The following is a 20,517-nucleotide window of genomic DNA, read 5'->3' as shown; positions in this document are numbered from 1 at the left end:
TCGCGGTGCGTGCCTGCGCGGTCATCGCCCGTCTTTCCCGTTCCACTCCCGGTCCCATGCCTGGAACATCAGCACCGGCCAGAGGTGGGTGTGGTACTTCCGGTTGCCGCCTAGGAACGATTTCCAGAGTGCCGACACAACCCGCTCATCGAGGATGCCGCGGTTGCGCATGGCAACCGGGTCCAGCAGTTCCTCGGCCCAGTCCCGCAGTGGCCCGTTGAGCCACCGTGCCACCGGGGCACCAAAGCCTTTCTTCGGGCGCCGGGTGTGGTGCTCGGGAAGGAAGCGCTCAAGCGCGCGCTTCAGCACGGCCTTGGTCTCGCCACGGTGCAGCTTGTGCTCGAACGGAGTGCCCCATGCCGCGCACAGCACCCCATGGTCGAGGAAGGGGCTTCTCGCCTGTACACCGAATGCGCCGAACGCACGGTCCGACTTGGTCATCAGCCCCTCGCTCAGCTCGTTGGTCTGATCCAGGTAGAGCAGCAGCTCACCCGGGTGGCCGGCGGGATGCAGGGTAGTGTCCAGGAACGGATGCGGCGGTTCAGTCGCCGCCTTCAGCGCACGCGACGGATCGCGCCAGCGCGAGACACGCGCCAGATAGGTTTCGGCAAGCGATCCCGACGTGGCTTCCGCGATAAGCGCCGCAATGCCGCCCAGCCGTGCTCGTTCCGGCGCACGCGAGGCATAGGCCCTGCACACGCTGCGTAGTGGCCCCGGGAGATGCCGGACCAGCCCATGGTTGCGCATCGCCTTCACGTACGACCCGTGGCCAAAGAAGAGCTCATCGCCGCCATCGCCAGTGAGGATCGTGCTGCACGATGCGCCGGCCGCCTCCGCCGCAAGCAGTGTTGGAATGGCGGACGAGTCGGCATACGGCTCGCAGAAGACGCGGGGCATCGTCTCGACCAGACGGATCGCGTTCGCGTTGTCCATGAGCAGGCGTGTGTGTCGGGTGCCGAGCAACCTGGCGACGTCGGCGGCCCACTCCGATTCGTCATGGCCCGACACATCGAAGCCGACGGAAATCGTCTCCACGGCGTGTGCACTGCGCCGCTGCAGCAACGCTGCAATCAGGCTCGAATCGACGCCACCGGACAGCAAGGTTGCCGTAGCGCCGGCACGTGACGCGCAGACGGCACGTTCCAGGCTGGCGACCACCCTGTCCACCGAACCGCTCAGCGTTGGCCGCCCGCGCGAGGCGATCTGCGCTTCTGCTTCCTGACGGAGGGCCCAGTAAGGTTCGAATGAGCCTGCCGCATCGCAGGCTGCATCGTGTTCGGGCACGTCGGGGAGGTGGAACACCCGGAGGGCGCCGGCGGGCAGTTTGTAGATGCCACGATAGGCTGTCAGCGGTGCCGGGATGTATCCATGGCGGAACAGCTGGGAGATCGCGCACGGAGCAACCTCCAAGCACCCGTTGCTTTCCTGCCGGAGCGTCTTCAGCTCGGAGGAGAAGGCCAGGCCGGAGCGGCTGCGCATGAAGTACAGATCGGATTGGCCCATGCGATCCCGGGCCAGGGTCAGCGTTCGCGCGCGCTCGTCCCAGATGGCTACGCTCACCGGCTCCTGCATGCGGCGCAGGGCATCAACGATGCCCAGCGACGGGAGCAGGTTGGCAATGGACTGCGACGCAGAGGTGGGACCTGCTGCCACGCCGGATCCGCCGGTGGCCACGAGGTATCGGCCATCCGGGCTGGAGGCCAGGCAGCGTGCTTCATCGAGCGCCGATACGGCGGCCAGTGCAAGCCCCGCCCCGGGTCGCTCCACCACCTCCGAATGCCGGCCACGGTGCGCGAGTGAATGGGCCAGGCGCCGTGCCTTGGTACTCAACGCGTTGCCGCACACCTCTCTGTGGGCTGTCCAACTTCCTGCAATTGCCGACACGTACTGCTCCACCCGATCAACGCTGCTACTGCCGCATCAGAGCAGGGTGTAGGGCGCGTCCCGCCCGGGCCATGCAAGTACTTTCAAAGCAGCCTTTGGAATGGTGGTGGCGTTCAGGTGGTGGAGGCTTCTGCTCCGTTGCTGGTCATGCGTTACCGGGGGTTGCGCCGTTGTCGGCGGTTGTTTGGGAACCAACCCTACCGTCAGTAGCGCGCGGGGCGTGTGCCGTCGCGATGCCTTGGCGGCAGGGTTGGATCCGGTCCTGCTTACTGGAAGTCCAGCGACAGCTCGACGAACATCGAACGGCCGAAGGCGTTGTAGACGCCCTGGTCGTAATACGGCCAGTTGCCGTTGGTGCTGTCCACCGGCGGACGCTCGTTGGTGAGGTTGTTGGCGGTCAGCAGCACGCTGGCCAGCTTGTTGATGCGGTAGTTGAGCGTGGCGTTCCAGGTCGTCCACGGGCCGATGTTGCGTTCCTCGCCGGTGGCATTCCAGGTCCGGGCATTGCGCACGCCGTACACGTTGGTGCTGAAGGCACCGATGTTCCAGTTCACCCCCAGCGTTGCGCGGTACTGCAGCTCGTTGGAATAGCCACAGCAGAGCATGTCGTAGACCGGGTCGCCTTCCTGCTGCTGCAGTTCGTGCTTCAGCGGCCGGTAGTAGCCTGCGGTCACCCCGAAATCACCTGTCCGCCCGGCGCTCCAGCGGTAGTCGCCCGATGCCTGGATGCCGGTCTGGCGCTGCTTGGCCAGGTTGATCGGATAGGAGAAGACCTTGGATACGCCGTTGGGATTGAGCGGGTCGGTGGCCGGCAGGCGCTGCACCTGGGCCAGGACCTGGCGACAGGTTGGCGAGTTGATGTCGAATGCCACATCGCCATTCTCGGACGTCCCCAGGCGGCAGTTGGCCTCGGTGGCGAGGATGCTGTCGGTGCCCAGGATGGACACTTCGTTCTCGATCTTCACCGAGTTGTAGTCCAGCGACAGGTTCAGGGCATTGTCCAGCGCCGACCAGACCACGCCATAGGTGAAGGTTTCCGCCGTGATGTCCTTGAGGTCGCGGTTGCCGGTGCTGGAGGACAGCACCGACAGCGATGCCTGCGGGCACTCGTCGAAGTTTTCGGAGGTGTAGCCTGCGCTGCGGCACAGGAAGGTGTCCACGTTGGTGGTGTAGCCGCTGCTCTCGCGCGAATACAGGTAGAACATGTCCGGCGAGCGGAAGGCGGTGGCATAGCTGCCGCGCAGCAGCAGGGAATCGATCGGGCGATATTCCAGGCCGAGCTTCCAGGTCGCCTTGCCGTTGCCACCGCCGCCCTGCAGGGAGTACTTGTCGTAGCGTCCCGACAGGTTGGCGCTGAACGTGTCGAAGATCGGCACCTGCAGTTCGGCGCCCACCGCATACAGGTCACGCTGGCCTTCGGCCGAGGTTCCTGCAGTCTGGCCACGGAACAGCACGGCGGCATTGGGGTCGGCCGACTGGTTGAAGAACTTTTCGCGGGTGCCCTGCAGGATCATCGCGAAGCCGACATCGCCGGCCGGCAGGCCGAACAACGACGTATTGGTCACCAGCGCGGTCACGCCGGTCCGCGACGCCGAAGACGCGGCGCGGTTGGTGCCGCTGAACTGGTCGTACTGCGCGCGGGTGAGGGGCTGGTACAGCACGTCCAGGATCGGCGCGTAGGCTTCGTAGCCGTTGACCGTGCCCAGCTGCGGGCCAAGGTAGTAATCGTCAATACCGCCCCTGGCCAGGAAGTCGGTGGACTTGCGGGTGACGTCGGTGCTGGAGCGGTTCACGTATACGTCGTAGTCGAAGCCGGTGTCGCCCAGCCCGCCGCGTGCACCGGCGGTGATGTTCCACGAGCGGGTATAGACGCGCTGGTCCTTCGCGTCCATGCCGACTTCTTCGGGCGCGTAGATGCGCTGCCACTGCTCGTAGTTGCCGGTGGTCTGGTTGTAGAAGGTCTTGTTCCAGAACGGGCTGCCCCCGGAATAGGTGGGCCGGCCGAAGCTGAAGAGGATGTCCGAGTACAGCTCGGTGGTTTCGCTGAGGTGGTAGCGCAGGAAGGTGGTGGCGTTGACGTCCTCGCTCTTGTTGTAGAGCGTGGCGGTGCCGACGTTGTCGGGGCTGCCGCAGTAGTAGCCGGTGCCGGCCGCGTTGCGATGCGCGTAGGTGGTGCTGCCACCGAACAGGTAGGACAGGGGGGCGCAGGTGGCCTGGCCGGGGTCGATGTAGCCGTTGGGGGACATCTGCATGCGCAGGAAGGTGCGCGAGGGGTCCTGCGGCCCGGTCGGGCTGTCGTTGACGCTGTCGATGTAGCTGCGGTCGGAGGCGAAGATGGGCTTCTGCTTGGTGTATTCCAGCCCGTAGCTGAGGTCCAGGTTGCCGAAGGAATGGCCGCTGCTGAAGATGAAGCGCTGGCTGGAGCCGCCGCCATCGCTGTAGCCGCCAGCGCGGTAGCGGAAGTGGGTGCCCTCCACCTTGTCCTTCAGCACGATGTTGATCACGCCCGCCACGGCCGACGAGCCGTACACCGACGACTGCCCACCGGTGAGCACGTCGATGCGTTCCACCATGCCCAGCGGAATGTTGGCGATGTCCACGATGCTGGTGTTGCCGTTGTAGGCAAGCGGATAGCTGTTGAGCGGCCGCCCGTTGAGCAGGGTGAGCGTGTAGCTCGGGTCCAGTCCGAACAGGCTGACGGTCTTTGCGCCCGGGGTGTAGAAGCCGGTGCCCTGCGAGTCCTGCACCGAGCCGTTGGCCATCGGCAGCGAGCGCAGCGCATCGAACACCGTGGTGAAGCCCTGTGCCTCGATTTCCTCGGCCGTGATGGTGGTCACCGGCGAAGGCCCTTCGATCTGCGCGCGGGGAATCAGCGAGCCGGTCACGTTCACCGTATCCAGCTGACGGGTGGCCGGCGTGGCGCCTTCTTCGTCGGAGGGGGACGCCTGGGCCTGTGCGGCCAGGGGGTGGAGCAGTACGGATGACACCAGCAACGACAGCAACGTGCGCTTCATCTTGCAGATCTCCAGTACAAGGTCTCCCGGCACCGCATCGGCGCAGGAGAGTTGGGGGTGCAGGGCTTCCGTGGGGCGTGGGGTGCAGCTTTTCTAGATCGATCTAAATGAATTGTCAACAATTTGAAATGAAACCATTTCCAAGCGCTTAGATCGAACGAAATGGCACTTGCGGGCAGCCGTGGCCGTGTTGCAGGATCAGCGCGGTTGCCCATCACGTCCTGGAGTGCCGCGTATGCGTCTGCGCCGTTGCCTGATCGTCCCTGTCGTTGCTGCAACCCTCGCGTTTCCCGCCGCACACGCCGCGGAAATCCAACAGACGCGCGATGGCGTCACCCTGACCTACCAGGACCAGAGCGGATCAACGGTTGCTGCCGTGCGCGACCGCATCATCGCCACCTTCTTCGCCACGTATCCGCGCGAACGCCGCGATTACCATCCCGCTGCGCCGTCCAGCGTGCGTATCGTCATGGACCCGTCGTACGACGGGGTTGCGTATGTAGGGGAGAAGGAGAAGTCGGCCACCATCACCATCAACCCGCGCTGGTTGGAGAAACATCCCAACGACACCGACCTGGTCACCCATGAGGCCATGCACATCGTGCAGGGCTACCCGGGCTACGCCAGCGAGCAGGCGCCGTCATGGCTGGTAGAAGGCATTGCCGACTATGCCCGCGACCATTACGGCGTGGACAACGCTGCTGGCGGCTGGGCGCTGCCTTCGCAGGTCAAGCCGGAGCACAAGGTGGACACCGGCTACCGCGTTACCGGTGCGTTCCTGAAGTGGAGCGAAGCCGGGCACCCGGGGCTGGTGAAGGCGCTGGATGCGGCGCTGCGCAAGGGCACTTATACGCCGGCGTTGTGGAAGGCGCACACCGGCGAAGACCTGGCTGCGCTGTGGGAGGCTTATGTTGCGCAGCAGGGTAAGGGCGCGCGCGGCGCTTGATCCGGTAGCACGAAACGCTCGATGGCCAGGGCCACGCCGTCTTTGGAATCCAGCTCCGGGGCTGGCCTTGCGCGGTCAGCTCAGTGATGCCTCACAACATCGGGGGGAGTATGGCTTGCCATGTCAAGGACCAGCGCCCACCGCCATTGCGACTACTTTCTCTTCTCGAATATCGAAGCAGATGCTAGTGCCATCGAGGTAGCCGCAGATGCGCTCGACATCAAACCGGCCGAGTCTCTCTTTGGATCTGTGTGTCTGGCCGTAGCGACGAGCAGCGCTCTCTGCGGACGATGCAGGATCGCCTATTCCAACCCCTTTCAGCTTCAGTCCCTTCAAGCTCTCGGTAGTGCTGGGTGCCTGCTTTCCTGTAAGGACCGGTGACACCCGAATCTCATCAATAGTTCGGTATTTCGGCCCAATGTCAGGGTTGGATACGATCACTATCTCCCACTCGGTGGATGGATCCCAGTATCTGCGGCGCAGCAAGCCCGCATTGTCCGTGGTCAAGTCTCCTTCGCCGTAACGGCGAAGAATGTCAGATTCAAGATAGACATGGGGGGTGTACTCGCCATCACGGAACACCTTTGACACGAGGTCAACCTTGGCGTCCTTGGCCTCTACCTGTGCCGTTGCGGAAAGTAATGCGATCGCCACGATGACTGATCTCAATGTTCCTACATGCACAATTGATCCTCAGAATGAAGGGAATGATGTCGGCGGCCGTTAGGGCGCCCTGCGTACTTCGACCAATTCACCCAGAGCACGAGCCGACGGCAAGCTCGTGCCGACTTCGATCTTCATCGATTCGCGGTTTGATTCATCATTGACATTGAAGGACCGCCACTGTTCTAGTCACCCAGCACGAAACGCTCGATGGCCAAGGCCACACCGTCTTCGGAATTGGTGGTGGTCTGATGCAGCGCGGTCGACTTGACGATGTCCACCGCGTTGCCCATCGCCACGCTGGTGCCGGCGTACTGAAGCATGGTCAGGTCGTTTTCCTGGTCGCCGATGGCCATCACCTGCATGCGGTCGATGCCCAGGTGCTCGGCCAGCTTCTGCAGGCTTGGGCCCTTGCCAGCGCGGTGGTCGAACACTTCGAGGAAGAACGCCGCGCTCTTGAGCACGGCGAAGCGTTCGGTCAGCGCCGATGGCAGGCGCGGGATGACAGCGTCCAGGATCTGCGGTTCGTCGACCATCATCAGTTTGATGAAGGACATCGCCGGGTCCATTTCTTCCACGCTGCGATAGGACAACGGCACGCGTGACAGGTGCGAATCGGCCACGGTGTAGATGCTGATGTCGCGGTTGGGCGTGTACAGCCGTTCGCCATCCAGTGCCTGGAAGTGCACACCCAGCTCGCGCGCCACCTGCTCGCAGAACAGGAAATCATCGAAGCTGAGCGGGTATTCCACCACCACCTCGCCACTGGCAACGCGGGTGACCAGCCCGCCATTGCAGGCGATGCAGTAGTCGTCCGCGCCATCGATGTCCAGTTCCTCCAGGAACGGGGCAAGGCCGGACACCGGGCGCCCGCTGGTCAATACGATCCGCACGCCCTGCGCCCGTGCGCGGGCGATGGCCTGCTTCACGCGCGGGGTGAGCTTGTGCGCCGGGTCCAGCAGCGTGCCATCCATATCGATGGCCACCAGTTCAATGGCCGGCTGGCGGCGTCCCATCTCCATCTCGATCAACCTCGTTCACTGCCAGAAACGCTGCGATGCAGCCGCGGGGTAGTTTAAGCCAGGGGCGCACCGGCAAAGAAAAGGCCAGCCGGGTTGCCCCGGCTGGCCTCCATACCACACACGCTGTTGCGCAGATCGACGGCGGGCTCAGCGGCCCATCGCCACCTTCTGCTGCTCTTCCTGCACCTGTTGCTGCTGGCTGGCGTTGTTGCTCTGCAGCTGGGCGTTGGTGTGCTCCAGCGACGGCGCCTCGCTCAGGTCCACCGCGGTGCGGTAGCCCGGGGTGGTGCCCATCACGAACGCCTTGCCATCCTGCACGGTCACGCTCTGCAGCTTCTCCGGCGAATCAATGCCGGCCTGCTTGGCCTGCAGGGTGACGTTGGCCGCCGCTTCGTTGGAGATGGCGGCCGGCAGCTGGCAACGGATCGCGTTGTGCAGCGGCGTGTCCGCGTGGCCCTTCTCGCCCAGCTGCGGACCAGTGGCGGTGCGGGTTTCCGCGCCCTGCGCCTGGGTGGCGGCCAGCTTGCCGAAGGTCTCCCGGCCCACGATGCCGTCGTCCTTCAGGCCCTGCTGCTTCTGGAAGGCCTGCACCGCTTCGCGGGTGTTGTCGCCGAACTTGCCGTCTTCGGAAAGGCGGTTGCCGTTGGCATCGCGCACGCCCAGGCGGTTCAGCTCTTCCTGCAGCTTCGTCACCTCGTCGCTGCGGTCGCCCTTGCGCAGGGTGCCGGCCGGCGCGTGGTCATGGTCGTGCGCATGCCCGTGCTTGCCCGCTTCCTGCTGGATGCCCTTGTTCCAGTAGGTCTCCGGGTTGATCAGCTTCCCGGCCGGATCCTTCATCTGGTAGTGCACGTGCTGGGCGTACTGGTTGGCGCCCTGCGGGCCGCGGCCGCCCATGGTGCCGATCGGGTCGCCCGGCTCCACGTGCTGCCCGACCTTCACCTTGGTGTCCTGCATGTGCAGGATCTGGTGCGAGTTGCCCTGCGCGTCCTGGATCATCACCGTGCCGTACTTGCCGCCCACCGAGGTCACGGTGCCGGCGATCGGCGCGTGGATGGTCGGGTGCTGCAGGTTGCGGCCGGTCTGGCCACCGACGTAGTTGAAGTCGCTGCCGCCATGGCTCTTCTCGCCACGGTGCTCACCGAAGTGGCCGGTGATGTGCGGCTTGACGCCGTTCTGCGGCGGCAGCATCACCTGCATGGTGTGCTCGTAGGAGCGCGCCTGGGTGGCGGCGGCGCCAACAGCGGCAGCGCCGGCCACGGCAGCGGCGGCGCCCGCAACGGCATGCTGCTGGGCCGGTGCCTGCGCCTGGGTCTGGCTCAGGCGCTGGTTGACGAACTGTTCGTACTCATCCAGGTGCGGCGCGACCTTGCGCTGCGACAGGCCGAGGCCGCCGTAGTCCTTGGTCGGGCCATCGTGGTGGTACTTGTAGATGTAGTCTTCGCCCTGGCCACGGTCGCGTGCCAGGTTGCGGTTGTCGACGAAGTGCGCCACCAGCGCGTCGGACTGCGCGTCGACGTCGAAGCGGTTGGCATTGTTCAGGCCGTAGTGCTTGCCGGTGCGGTCGATGAACTGGCCCAGGCCGGAGGCCGAGGTGGTGCCAGCAGCGGCATCCGGGTTGAAGCCGGATTCGACGCGGGCGATCGCCAGCACATACGCGGTTTCGCGCGGGGTCAGGCCGGCTTCGCGCGAGGACTCGATCAGCGAGTCGATCACACGCGACTGTACTTCGGGGGAGGCATCGCCCCAGCGGCGCGATTGGCCGTGCAGCGCGCGGCTTTCGTCGATCGGTTCGCGGTAGTGGCTCCACGATTCGATCTGGTTGCTGCGGTATGCCGCGCCAGGCGGCTGCACCATGTTGGTGTAGATGTCATCAGGCATGTCTGTGCTATCCATTCTATGAGAAAGGGGCTTTCCTTAAAGGGGTGTATCGACCAACGGTCGATACCTACCGGACATCGTGTCCGGGCAACGCGCATCGACGTCTTGTCGATGTACTGCTCAGTCTTCGATGTAGTCCACCTCCGGGTGAGTGATGCCGAGCTTGGCGATCAGCTGCGAATACTCGTCGTTGTTGGGCGACTGCGCATCGGCTTCGCCGCGCAGGGGCGGGGTGTTGTGGGTCAGCTGCCTGCCATCGGCGTCGTACAGCGTGAACCATTCGCAGAACGCGCAGCCGAACGGCAGTTCGCCGTACTGCACCACGAAATACGAAGCGCCCTGCTTGTCTTCAGCGCAGGCCAGGCCAACAGCGGTGTAATCACCCAGCTCTGCCGGGGTCTCGATGGTACGGCGCTGGCCGTCCTTCTCGATCTCCAGGCGGGTGCGGGTGGTGTCGCCGTCCTTGGTCGGCAACGCGGTCAGGTGCAGCGTGGCACCTGGGCATTCCTTGTGCATGCCTTTCTCTTCCTGCGGTGTGGGTGAAGGGGTAGTCGCCGCTGCGACCGCAGGCGCGGCGGCGGTTTCCGGAGTGGCGGCGGTGCCGCCCTCCCCGGTGGGTGCATTGCACGCGGCCATCAACAGCACCAGTGCGGCAGTCGGAACGAAACGCAGTGTGGACATCACCCGCTCCCTGGATCAGATCGACTCATCGGCCATGCGCACCAGCTGCCAGCACGGGCGCTGGGCGAAGTAGTACGACTGCTGGTTGCTGGTATCGGGCGTGCGGATCAGCACCTTCATGCTGCCATCGGCCTCTTTGGTTACCTGCATCTCGCGGCCCACGGCCTTCAGGCCCGAGGGATTGGGCATGACCGGCCAGGTGACCTCGCTGAGCGGGACCTTCTCGGTGATCAGGGTGGGCTCGCCCTGCCCTTCGGTGTCGTAGCGTTCGCTCAACAGCGGGTCGGCTACCGACTTCTCCTGCAGGGCGATCTTCCTGCCGAACTCCGGCAGGAACGCATCGAAGTCGGCCAGTTCGCAGGTGGCGGAGGCATCGGCGGCAGTGGCCGCTGCGGTGGGCTCGGCAGTGGCGGGTGCTGCGGCCGGGGCGGCAGCAGGTGCTGCGGCGACGGGTGCCGCGGCATCCGCCGGAGCGGTCGGGGCGGCGTCGGGCTTGCACGCGGCCAGCAGGATGCTCAGCGACAGGGCGAGCAGCGTCATGGGACGATGATGGGACAACGGATCCTCCTGATTCGTGTCGTGGCGCGCATCACACTACGCCGGGGGGCGTAGGATAGCTGCGCGCCAATGCCATGGCGTTCACATCCCGCCCACGGACCCGGGCGGTGACGACATGCGTGATGAAACGCACGTAGTTAACGTGAAGCTCATCACATTGTAAGGGCCAAGGATCCATTCTCCCAACCGGCGATGTCAGCCTTTTGACATCACCTCCTCCTTTCGGTGCCTGGTTCCATGCGCATCCATACGCTCCAGCTTCCCGTTTCCGACGTTGCACAGGTGGGCGCCTACTTCGCAGAAGTGCTGCAGCTGCCGGTGCAGGACGACGTAGTGCGGATCGGCTGGACCGGGGTGCAACTGCGCCCGGCAGGCAGCGACCCGATCGGCGGCGTGCACCTGGCCTTCAACGTGCCGGCCGATCGTTTCGAGGCCGCCACCGCCTGGCTGCTGGCGCGCACGCCGCTGCAGCGCAATGCCAAGGGCGAGGCGCACTTCACCTTCGGCGGTCGCTGGGAGTCGGAATCCATCTACTTCGATGGCCCCGATGGGCTGATCCTGGAACTGATCGGGCGGCGCCGGCTGCCTGCGTCCGGGCGGGTCGGGGCGTTCCACGGCAGCGAGCTGACCTGCGTGAGCGAGGTCGGGCTGCCGACGGCCGACGTGGCCGCGCTAGGTGCACGCGCCGAAGCGGCATTCGGGCTGGGCTACCTCAGCCCACCCGTGCCGCACTTCGCTGCGCTGGGCGATGACGAGGGCCTGCTGATCGTGGTGGATGCCACCCGCCGCTGGTTTCCGGAGGAGAAGGTGCTGCCCAACGCACGGGGCATCGTGGTGACGCTGGGCGATGTGGCGGCGGGCGCGCTGGACGACCCCGCGCAGGGCTGGCGCCTGCGCGCGCATGCGCCAGCCTGATCGCCCCATTCACCTGCGCCCAGTACATTTGCTGCCTTCCGGCAGGTAGAAGCGCGGTTGCCGGGGCAGCCCACGGCCAACACAGTGGGAGCGTGCTCAAGCCAGGGTACCGCCGTGGAAAAGGTCACGTCCCCCTCCTGCCCCGACCCAACCCAGGCGGACCCTGCGCTTGCGCCTTTACTGGAAGTGGATGCGCGGCTGGCCAAGCTTGGCAACAGGATCCGCGTGCTGTCCGGGCTTGCGTGGCCGATCGAGATGGAGACCCGCTTCCTGGCCTCCTGGCGCGCCGGAGCGCCGGAGATGCCGGCCCCGCCGACCCAGCCGGTTGACCACACCGACACCATTGCGGCGCTGGACGACATCCTGCAGCACCTGGACCGGGGCCATCCCGTGGGCGACTGGCTGTACCGCACCGCGTGGAGCTACCGCGTGGCCGCCAGCATGCTGGCCAACATCGGCAACCCGCGCTTCACCACGTGCTCCACGCTGCTGTACGGCCAGCCCAGCACCCGGTACCGCTCGCAGACCACCACCACCGCGCAGTCGGCCGCGCAGATGCTGGCCATCACCGACCAGCTGATCGGCTCGCAGTACGTGCCGCGCATCCAGTACGACATTCCAGCGCCGGACTTCTCCGTGCTGCTGCGCCAGCGCATCGAGCCGTTCTTCACTGACGACGAAGTGAAAGTGGTGCTGGATACCGAGCTGGCCTCCAAGGCGGCCGCCGGCAGCAAGGTGATCCGCCTGCGCGCCGATGCGTTGTTCTCGCAGCTGGATCTGGACCAGCTGGTCGAGCATGAGGCCTTCATCCACTCGGCCACCCTGCTCAACGGCAAGCACCAGCCGTGGCTGCGCTGCCTCGGCGCGGGTGCGCCCCGCACCACGCGCACGCAGGAGGGGCTGGCCACGTTCTCGGAGATCATTACCGGGGCGATGGACATCAACCGCCTGCGCCGGCTGGCATTGCGGGTGGTGCGGTTGCAGGAAGCCCTGGAGGGCGCGGACTTCATCGAGGTGTTCCGCGCGTTCCTCGCTGCCGGGCAATCGGAGGTGGACAGCTACCGCAGTGCGGCCCGCATCTTCCGGGGCGGCGATCTACGCGGGCGGGTGTGCTTCACCAAGGATGGCGCCTACCTGGAAGGGCTGCTGCTGGTGACCGCCTTCATCAAGCGCGCCCTGCATGAAAACCGGGGCGATACGCTGCGGCTGCTGTTCTGCGGGCGGGTGGACCTGGGCGACCTGGTGACCTTGGCGCCCTACCGCGAGAGTGGGCTGATTGCAGCGCCACGTTATGTACCGCCGTGGGCACAGCACCCCGAGCGCGTGCTGGCGACGCTGGCGTTCTCCACGGCCGCGCAGGCGATGCGGCTGGATACGTTCGATCTGCAGCGGTTCTCAGCGGCGGAGGATGAGCTGATGGCCGGCGCTGCACTCGCTGACGCGCAATAGAAAGGCCCCGCCGAAGCGGGGCCCTCATGGTTCGGCAGTACAGCCAGCCGTCACTCTTCCTCGTCCTTCCAGCCCTGCTGCTGATTCTGGTTGCGCTGCTGCTGCTCCTGCTGCTGTTGCTGCTGCTGGTCGCGTCCGCGCTCCTGCTGCTCACCACGCTGGTTCTGGGAACTCTGATTGCGCTGCTGGGCCATGACGGGTCTCCGGATGCCGCGAGCGGTATGCCGCGGTCGAGGCAATCGTGTGCAGCGGCTCGTTAAAACCATGTGGCAATTTGCAGACAGAATTGTCAATCCGTGGGCGTCGACTTCGGCAATCCGCTTGTATTTCAGTGCTTTCTCCGGGCACGACATCGCTTATGCCAAGACGGAATCCTGATATTCCGGACGTGGATCAGAGCGCAGTCAGCACGATGAATGTGGGCCGTTGCGACGACCCCAGACGCGATGATTTGCGCAACCTGTTTTTCGCGATTGATCCGGCCTACCCATATGCGTGGAATCAAACGCTGTGCCTCTCGAAGTTTGCGGTGCAGGTATCACTTTCCGGGGGTCCCGCTGCACCATTCCGAATGGTGCAAAACGCACATTTGACGTGCGAATTCCTGCCGCGCATGGTTCGCCACATGAACAATCATCGTCGCAGTGCGAAGCTCTCGGACATCGCCAGCATCCGCCAGGGACATCCGTTCCGGGGTGCAATCACCGCCTTCCCGGATGGGCCGGTCCGCGTGATCCAGTTGAAGAACCTGAGCGCATCGGGCGTGCACGATCCGTGCGATCTGCTGCGTACGCGGCTGCACCCGCGCAAGGCGCCGGACTGGGTCCAGGAGGGCGACGTCCTGCTAGCCGCACGCGGCGCCCATCCACTCGCGGTGCTGCTGTGCAACCCACCCGTCGACACGGTCTGCAGCCCTCACCTGTATGTCATCCGGGTGGGCGACCACGAACGGATCATGCCCGCCTTCCTCGCGTGGCAGCTCAACCAGGAAGGCGCACAGGAGTACCTGCGCCGGCAATCCGCGGGATCACGTCAGCAGAGCCTCCGCAAGGCAGCCATCGAGGAGTTGCGCGTGCAGCTGCCGCCCCTGCTCCTCCAGCAACGCATCGTTTCCATCGCGCGGGCAGCGCAGCTCGAGAAGCTTCACTGCGAGCAGATGATCGCCGCAAGGCATCAGGAGGTTGCCCGCTATGCGGCGCACATTCTGGACGAGCGGCCACGATGACCGCGTGCGTAAGGGCTTCCGCTGATTATCTGAATTTTGGATATCCGAACCGTGGACATACTGTTGGTGTCCGCTCTCAATCTGTACGCGGCCATGACCCACACGATCCACAGTTCTGACCTTCCTGCTCCTCGAACCAATGTCACGGTCCGGCTGCGGCCAGATGTTCCCGCCACGCTCGCCGCCCTCGTCCACGCCCGCGACGCGCTCGATGGGGGAAAACGTCCCGACGCCGATACCTTCCTGGTCCTCTCGTTGCTGTTGCTGAAAGTGGCGAGCGACGCCACGTACTACGGCAACCCGGACATTCCGTACTCGCCGGGCGAGCCGCCGCGCTGCGTGCCTTACAGCGTTCCGCTCCAGGCCCGCTTCGACACGCTGTTCCGGCAGCGTCATGCGGAGGGCAATGGCCTGAGGGTGATGAACGCGCTGCGGGTGTTCACCCTGGCCAATCCGCGCAAGCTGGGTGGCCTGTTCCCGACGTTGAAGCTGGAAGATGCGCTGCCCGACGACCCGGTCGTGCGCGATGCCGTGCTGCTGCAGGTGCTGGAGAGGCTTGCACTGCCGGCATTGGACTTCCGCCAGCAGCGCGGGGTACCCCGTCCGGACGTTGGCGACGCGGTGGACGCCCTGCTTCCCGCGCAGGTGCCCGCAGGGGTGAGTTGGCTGATGGCTGCGCTCACCCACCCCTGCGCGGATGAGGCGGTCTACGATCCCAGCTGCCGGCAGGGGGCCGTCCTGCGGGCAGCGGCCAGCTGGATGCGCGATGCGGAAAGTGCGATTGGCCCGGCAGGCCCGGCCCGCTACCCACTGTATGGCCAGGAGCCGGATGCCATGCAGTGCGCGGTCGCTCGGCTGCGCCTGCTGCTGCAGGGCACGGACACCCCGCGCCTCTTTGTCCGCGACCCGCTGGAGGAACCGCTGCTGCAGGACGGCGAGCTGCAGCGCTTCCATGTGGCACTGGCGTGCCCGCCACTTTCGCTGAAGTGGGCGCCAGCGCAGGCCAGCCACGATCCCTACTTCCGCTTCCTGCAGGGCGTTCCGTCCCGGCAGTGGGCGCATACCGCGCTGATCCAGCACATGCTGGCTACCTTGGAGCCGGTGCGTGGGCGCATGGCGATCGTGGTGCCGCATGGCGTGCTGTTCCGCGATGGCGAGGAAGCGCGCATCCGGCAGTGCTGGTTGGACGCGAACCTGGTGGACATGGTGATCGGCCTGCCTGACCGGCTTTTCGCCGGTGCGTCGGTTGCGACCGCGTTGCTGGTGTTGCGCAAGGTGCGCCGGCATGACGCCGTGTTGTTTGTCGATGCGCGCGGCCTTGCGACGCGTGGGAAGCGCGGTCCGCGCCTCGGTGATCAGGCGGCGCGCACCCTGCACCGCCTCTGCAGCGAGCGCAGAACCGTACCCGGCGTGGCGTATCTGGCCAGTTCCGAGGAGCTGGCCCGCAATGGCGGCAACCTGAGTGTTGCTCGCTATGTGCAGCCGGTGGCCCGCTGCCCCGCTGCGGATCTTGCGACATTGCGCGCGCAGCGTGCGGAGCTGTCCGCGCGGTTCGTGGCCCTCCAGGCGGCGTTGAATGCCGAGCTGGATGCGCTGGAGCGGGAACTGTCGGATCTGACCTGAAGCCGCCGCTTTAACCTCTCATCAATTGACCGAAGCTATCTCGATTGGAATATGCATCGAGAATGCGTTACGCGCTGCGCTCGCCGAACGCATGAAACGGAATGATGCACACAGCAACGGCAGCATTCGTTCGTCCAGACTGGTGCCATGAACATCATTCGCCAGAAATTCGACGCTCTCTGCGTGCTTGTCTTCGGGTCACAACATGGAGGGCGCGCATGAACACCCCCCACAGCAGGTTCGGTGTGCGCGATTCCGTACTGGGTTGGCTGCGGCGGCTGGGCTGGAACCCTCTGGATGAGGGTGCGGTGGCGGCGTTACGCGGCGAACATCACAGCGCATTGCTGGAGAAGCGGCTGCTGCCGTGGCTGCGTCGCTATCGGTACGAGTGGGAAGGCGAGCGCGTGGCGCTTTCGCCCACTTCATTCGACCGGATCATTGCCGAGGCCGAAACGTGCTGCCACAGCCTGGATTGGGTAGCGTCGAGCAGCGCTGTGCACCGGCTGCTGGTCCACGGCGTTCATACCGAACTGGAATTGCCCAACGGGCGCCGGATCTCGGTCCCGGTTCCGTTGATCGATTGGGAGCATGTGCAGCGCAACCATTGGGATGTGGCTGACGCGATGCGTACCGACCTGCGCTTGGCAGCTCCCGGAGATCCGTCCGACGGCCACGTTCGCGAGCTGGTCGGTTACGTCAACGGCATTCCCCTGGTGGTGCTGGCCTGCGTGGAGCGCGATGCGTACAAGCGTTGGGGAACCGTGGAGGATGGCATCCGGCATCTGTTGCGCGGCCTGGGCAGCATGCCGGTCAACCCGCCGGTGCAGCACGCGCAGCTGCTGCTGAGCCTGGACCGTCGTGGCGGCCGCCATGCCGCTGTCGGCACCCCTTCACATGCGTGGGTGAAATGGCGGGAGCATGGCTGGAGCCCGGCCGCGCAGACGCAGCTGCGCGATACCGCGTTGCCCTTCTCCGATGTCCCGCTCGACCCACCATGGGCCACGCATGCCGAACTGCTGCATGGCGTGCTGTCGCCGCCCCGGTTCCTGCAGCTGATACGGCATTTCCTGCGAGAGGGCCGCAGCGGCCGACGCTGCCTGGTCCGGTCCCACCAGTTCTTTGCGGTGCAGTGTGCGCTGCAGGCACTGGGCACCCGCGACGCCAGCGGCCGTCGTACCGGAGGCCAGCTGTGCCTGGCAACCGGCAGCGGGCTGCAGCGGACGCGGCAGTGGCTGTTGCAGGCCATGCGGGCCGATGCGGCGTTCAGGCCGATTCGCGTGCTGCAGCCACTGACCCGGCTCACACCGCCCCCCGAGGACCGGCGCCAGCGGCCTGGTCCACTGCCTGCTGACCAGCTCACCGAGTTCCTGGCCGGCAGGGGTCCCTCGCTGCATGAGGTGCCGCTGCGCATCCTGCGTGGTTGGGCGCGCAGGACCAGGCTGCCCGGCGCCGATGATGAAATGGCCGCCACCGACGACGACATCGTGCTGCTGGTGGATGCCGATTTCTGGGACAGCGATCCCGTCCTTCTGCGTCGTCTGCGCCGTTGCCTGCCGCAGGCGACCTGGCTGACGCTGGTGGCCGCACCGGTTACCGCACCGGTGCCCGGTCTGGATCCTGGCCCGAGGCTGTACGAGTATCCGCCCGAGCATGCCGTCGCCGATGGCGTGGTGGTGCAGGCATGGCGCGACGTCGGCCCGAAGCCCGAGGGGGATTCGCCCTCCCGACGCGTGGCCCAGGTCGCCACCGCCATCAGCCAGCATTTCCACGATCTGGTCCGGCTGGCGGAACGCGGCCTGCGCGGCGCGCTTCTGGTGAGAACGGTCCACCAGGCGTTGGACTACCAGCGCGCGCTCGCGGTGGATGGGCGGTTGAAGACCCATGTGGCGGGCTTCGACAACCGCGGCCTGCCCATGGACCGCGGCTCGGAGCGCATCCCGCCGGAGGTGGAACTGGTGATCGTGCATGGCGAGCTGCCGGCAACCCAGGATGCGCGATGGGCCGTGCTGTATGTGGATCGCGCCCTCACTGCACCGGAGCGGCTGCGCGCGGTGGGCATGATCAACGCGCCGCATCCCGACAAGCGCACCGCCATGCTGGTGGATTTCCACACCGACGACCGCCCGGCGGCAGCGCCACCCGAGTGGCTGCCGTTGCCGGTGCAGGACAATCATCCGGCACTGGGCATACAGCGCCAACGCCTGCACAGCCTGCTGCCGGCCGATGCCGCCGAGGACTTCCACGCCTGTCGTGATTACCTCGTGCCGGACTGGGACATCGGCCCGCATGGTGATGACATCGACCTGCACCGGCACCGGCGCGACCTGCTGCATGGCCGGGTCACTGAGTTCGGGCAGCGGCTGCAGGTGGCCATCTCGGCCGAGACCGCGCTGACCGGCAAGCCATCGCTGCTGGGCGGACAGTACCGCGCCTTGCTGCACCGGTTCTCACTTCTGCGCGATGCGGTGAGCCGGCTGGCACTGGAGGACGACCGCTTCAACGCCGAAGACCGAAGGGTGCGCCACTGGGCGCGCGAGCAGGCGGCGCAGGTGTGTGAGCAGCCGATCGATTACCAGCTGCTGGGTCCGCTCGAGCCGGTCGAACCAACGGCGGCGCAGAGCGCCAACCAGCTGTACACCCGCCTGCGCCAGCGCTTGGAGGCAGGCGGGCTGGACGCTGATGCCGTGGAACGTGGCCGCACCACGTTGCGCCAGGTGCTGGTGGATTTCGACACCGCACAGGCGCGGTTTGCCGCGTTGCAGGCGCTGGAGCCTGCGCTGGAGGACCCACCGCAGGCCAGTGACACGAAGGCGCCGTCCTCGCGCGGCCTGTTGGTGCTGCGCAGCCTGTTCGACACCACGCTGAACACAGAAATGTACGAGCAGCTGGGTCGCCGCATCGACGCGTTGGTCGCCATCGGGCAGCAACAACCGCTGCACCAGTTCGATGCGTACGTTCGGGACCGGCTTGAGCAGATGCTGCGCGGCCACCTGCGGGACCCGCAGCTGGCGGCCGTGGTGCACGCGGTGGTGCTGTGCGGACCGCATTGGCCGTGTCACGGCATGACAGGGGGCACGTAGGTCAGGGTCATGCCAAGCAGCCACAGCAGGCCCAGCACCAGCGGGATGTGGACCAGTAACTGGATGAAGGTGAAGCCGACAATATCCCGCGCCTTCAGTCCCAGCACGCCCAACAGCGGCAGCATCCAGAACGGGTTGATCAGGTTGGGCAGGGCCTCGGCGGCGTTGTAGACCTGCACCGCCCATCCCAGGTGCGCATGCAGTTCATTGGCCGCCTGCATCACGTAGGGCGCTTCGATGATCCACTTGCCGCCACCGGAGGGCACGAAGAAGCCCAGCACCGCCGAATAGATGCCCATCACCAGCGCGAAGGTGTCGGTGGTGGCGATGTGCACGAACACGGTGGAGAGCCGATGCGCCAGCGTTTCTCCGCCACTGCCAACGGCATGGGTGAGGATCATCGCGATGCCGCCGTACAGCGGGAACTGGATCAGCACACCGGTGGTGCTGGGCACGGCCTTGGCTACCGCGTTGAGGAAGCTGCGCGGCCGCCAGTGCAGCAGCAGGCCCAGCGAAATGAACAGGAAGTTGTAGGTGTTGAGGTTGGCGATGGCGGTCACCACCGGCTTGCTGGCGAATTCACTGAGCAACCAGCCGAAGGCCAGCAGCGACAGCAGCACGGTCAACAGCGGGCTGTACTCCAGCCATTCGCCGGCGCGCGTGCGCGGCTGCAGCGGTTCCGGTTCGGCCTGCGCGGCCCCGGCGAAATCGCTGGCGGTGCGTGCGGTTGCTGGACCGGGGGCGGTCAGCCACGCGATCAGCAGCGAGACCAGGATCAACGCGGCGGTAAGCGCGATGGACTGCCACAGGAAGATGGTTTCGGTGAAAGGCAGCACGCCGGTGATTTCCACCAGGCCGGGCGGCATGCTGGCCGGGTTGGCCTGCAGCTGGGCGGCCGAGGAGCTCAGGCCCATCGCCCACACCGCGCCCAGGCCCAGGTAGGCCGAGGCGCCGGCGGCGCGGTAATCCATCTGCAGTTCCTGGCGGCGCGCCAGTGCACGTACCAGCAGCCCGCCGAACACCAGCGAAAAGCCCCAGCTCAGCAGCGAGGCCAGCATGCTGATCAAGCCGACGTACACCACCGCGCCCCGGCCGGTGCGCGGCACCCGCGCCAGCAGTTCGATGAAGCGCGCCACCACCGGGGCCGTGGCCACGGCATATCCGCCGATGACCACGAAGGCCATCTGCATGGTGAAGGGAATCAGGCTCCAGAAGCCGTCGCCGAACGCTTTGGCGGTGGCCTGCGGGGTGGCGCCGAAGCCCATGGCGGCCACTGCCACGATCACCACGCCGAGCACCGCGAACACATATGCGTCGGGAAACCATTTTTCCGCCCAGGCCGCCGACCGCAGCGCTGCGCGTGCCATCCAGCCGTCCCGTGCCGGCGCTGATGTGGTGCTGGCCATGCCCTACCCTCCCAGGTTCATTGGGGGGCAGTGTGCAGGAGGGGGACAAGGCTGTCAGTCACCTATTGGTAGCAACCCGATGTCACGAACGCGGCCGGACCGCGGCGTCACGACCAACGGTCGTGACCTACCGGCCAGGCGCCAGCGCGCACGGATCGGGTGGCGCCCGACCG

The 20,517-nt window shown here is 66.0% G+C and carries 15 protein-coding genes; 6 read left to right on the top strand and 9 right to left on the bottom strand.

From position 1 onward, the window contains the following. Nucleotides 1-21 precede the first annotated feature (21 nt). Complete coding sequence (locus SOM39_RS05880; RefSeq protein WP_320457796.1) at nucleotides 22-1,884, bottom strand: asparagine synthetase B family protein; 1,863 nt, start codon at nucleotides 1,882-1,884, stop codon at nucleotides 22-24. 266 nt (nucleotides 1,885-2,150) lie between these two features. Then, nucleotides 2,151-4,898 (bottom strand): TonB-dependent receptor plug domain-containing protein, encoded by a 2,748-nt coding sequence (locus SOM39_RS05875; RefSeq protein ID WP_320457795.1) that lies wholly within the window; start codon nucleotides 4,896-4,898, stop codon nucleotides 2,151-2,153. 235 nt (nucleotides 4,899-5,133) lie between these two features. On the opposite strand from SOM39_RS05875, the gene SOM39_RS05870 reads away from it, so the two are divergent. Next, complete coding sequence (locus tag SOM39_RS05870; protein WP_093532722.1) at nucleotides 5,134-5,844, top strand: basic secretory protein-like protein; 711 nt, start codon at nucleotides 5,134-5,136, stop codon at nucleotides 5,842-5,844. A 123-nt stretch (nucleotides 5,845-5,967) separates the two neighbouring features. Here the strand turns inward: SOM39_RS05870 and SOM39_RS05865 are convergent, their stop codons facing one another. The 5 genes from SOM39_RS05865 to SOM39_RS05845 form a co-directional block, all read right to left on the bottom strand. Next, nucleotides 5,968-6,498 (bottom strand): hypothetical protein, encoded by a 531-nt coding sequence (locus SOM39_RS05865; protein ID WP_320457794.1) that lies wholly within the window; start codon nucleotides 6,496-6,498, stop codon nucleotides 5,968-5,970. A 194-nt stretch (nucleotides 6,499-6,692) separates the two neighbouring features. After that, nucleotides 6,693-7,529: a sugar-phosphatase gene (yidA, locus tag SOM39_RS05860; RefSeq protein ID WP_320457793.1), complete on the bottom strand. Its 837-nt coding sequence runs from the start codon at nucleotides 7,527-7,529 to the stop codon at nucleotides 6,693-6,695. 147 nt (nucleotides 7,530-7,676) lie between these two features. Then, on the bottom strand, nucleotides 7,677-9,407 hold the full coding sequence (locus SOM39_RS05855) for a peptidoglycan-binding protein (RefSeq protein WP_320457792.1): 1,731 nt from the start codon (nucleotides 9,405-9,407) through the stop codon (nucleotides 7,677-7,679). A 120-nt stretch (nucleotides 9,408-9,527) separates the two neighbouring features. After that, nucleotides 9,528-10,088: a hypothetical protein gene (locus tag SOM39_RS05850; RefSeq protein WP_249833271.1), complete on the bottom strand. Its 561-nt coding sequence runs from the start codon at nucleotides 10,086-10,088 to the stop codon at nucleotides 9,528-9,530. 15 nt (nucleotides 10,089-10,103) lie between these two features. Then, the gene (locus tag SOM39_RS05845; RefSeq protein ID WP_320457791.1) at nucleotides 10,104-10,628 is read right to left on the bottom strand and encodes a hypothetical protein; all 525 of its coding nucleotides are present in this window, start codon (nucleotides 10,626-10,628) and stop codon (nucleotides 10,104-10,106) included. A 255-nt stretch (nucleotides 10,629-10,883) separates the two neighbouring features. Here SOM39_RS05845 and SOM39_RS05840 point away from each other — a divergent pair, with 255 nt between their 5' ends. Together SOM39_RS05840 and SOM39_RS05835 are read left to right on the top strand one after the other, a co-directional pair. Further along, complete coding sequence (locus tag SOM39_RS05840) at nucleotides 10,884-11,561, top strand: VOC family protein (RefSeq protein ID WP_320457790.1); 678 nt, start codon at nucleotides 10,884-10,886, stop codon at nucleotides 11,559-11,561. A gap of 114 nt (nucleotides 11,562-11,675) precedes the next feature. After that, entirely contained in the window at nucleotides 11,676-13,010 is a 1,335-nt protein-coding gene (locus tag SOM39_RS05835; protein WP_320457789.1) for a flavohemoglobin expression-modulating QEGLA motif protein, read from the top strand. Between the two features lie 50 nt (nucleotides 13,011-13,060). On the opposite strand, the gene SOM39_RS05830 is transcribed toward SOM39_RS05835, so the two are convergent. Then, nucleotides 13,061-13,204: a hypothetical protein gene (locus SOM39_RS05830; protein ID WP_167693310.1), complete on the bottom strand. Its 144-nt coding sequence runs from the start codon at nucleotides 13,202-13,204 to the stop codon at nucleotides 13,061-13,063. Between the two features lie 431 nt (nucleotides 13,205-13,635). On the opposite strand from SOM39_RS05830, the gene SOM39_RS05825 reads away from it, so the two are divergent. The 3 genes from SOM39_RS05825 to SOM39_RS05815 all read left to right on the top strand — a co-directional run bounded on the left by SOM39_RS05825 (nucleotide 13,636) and on the right by SOM39_RS05815 (nucleotide 18,938). After that, on the top strand, nucleotides 13,636-14,235 hold the full coding sequence (locus tag SOM39_RS05825) for a restriction endonuclease subunit S (protein WP_320457788.1): 600 nt from the start codon (nucleotides 13,636-13,638) through the stop codon (nucleotides 14,233-14,235). Between the two features lie 36 nt (nucleotides 14,236-14,271). Then, complete coding sequence (locus tag SOM39_RS05820) at nucleotides 14,272-15,858, top strand: N-6 DNA methylase (RefSeq protein WP_320457787.1); 1,587 nt, start codon at nucleotides 14,272-14,274, stop codon at nucleotides 15,856-15,858. A 218-nt stretch (nucleotides 15,859-16,076) separates the two neighbouring features. Next, nucleotides 16,077-18,938, top strand: a complete 2,862-nt coding sequence (locus SOM39_RS05815) for a type I restriction endonuclease (protein WP_320457786.1) — start codon at nucleotides 16,077-16,079, stop codon at nucleotides 18,936-18,938. On the opposite strand, the gene SOM39_RS05810 is transcribed toward SOM39_RS05815, so the two are convergent. Then, entirely contained in the window at nucleotides 18,914-20,344 is a 1,431-nt protein-coding gene (locus tag SOM39_RS05810; RefSeq protein WP_320457785.1) for a short-chain fatty acid transporter, read from the bottom strand. The two genes, SOM39_RS05815 and SOM39_RS05810, sit on opposite strands and share 25 nt — an antisense overlap. Nucleotides 20,345-20,517 lie beyond the last annotated feature (173 nt).

The sequence above is a fragment of the Stenotrophomonas sp. CFBP8994 genome, from assembly GCF_034044835.1.
GTDB lineage: Bacteria > Pseudomonadota > Gammaproteobacteria > Xanthomonadales > Xanthomonadaceae > Stenotrophomonas > Stenotrophomonas rhizophila_A.
The sequence above is the reverse complement of the archived record's forward strand: the minus strand, read 5'-3'. Positions and strand labels throughout refer to the sequence as shown.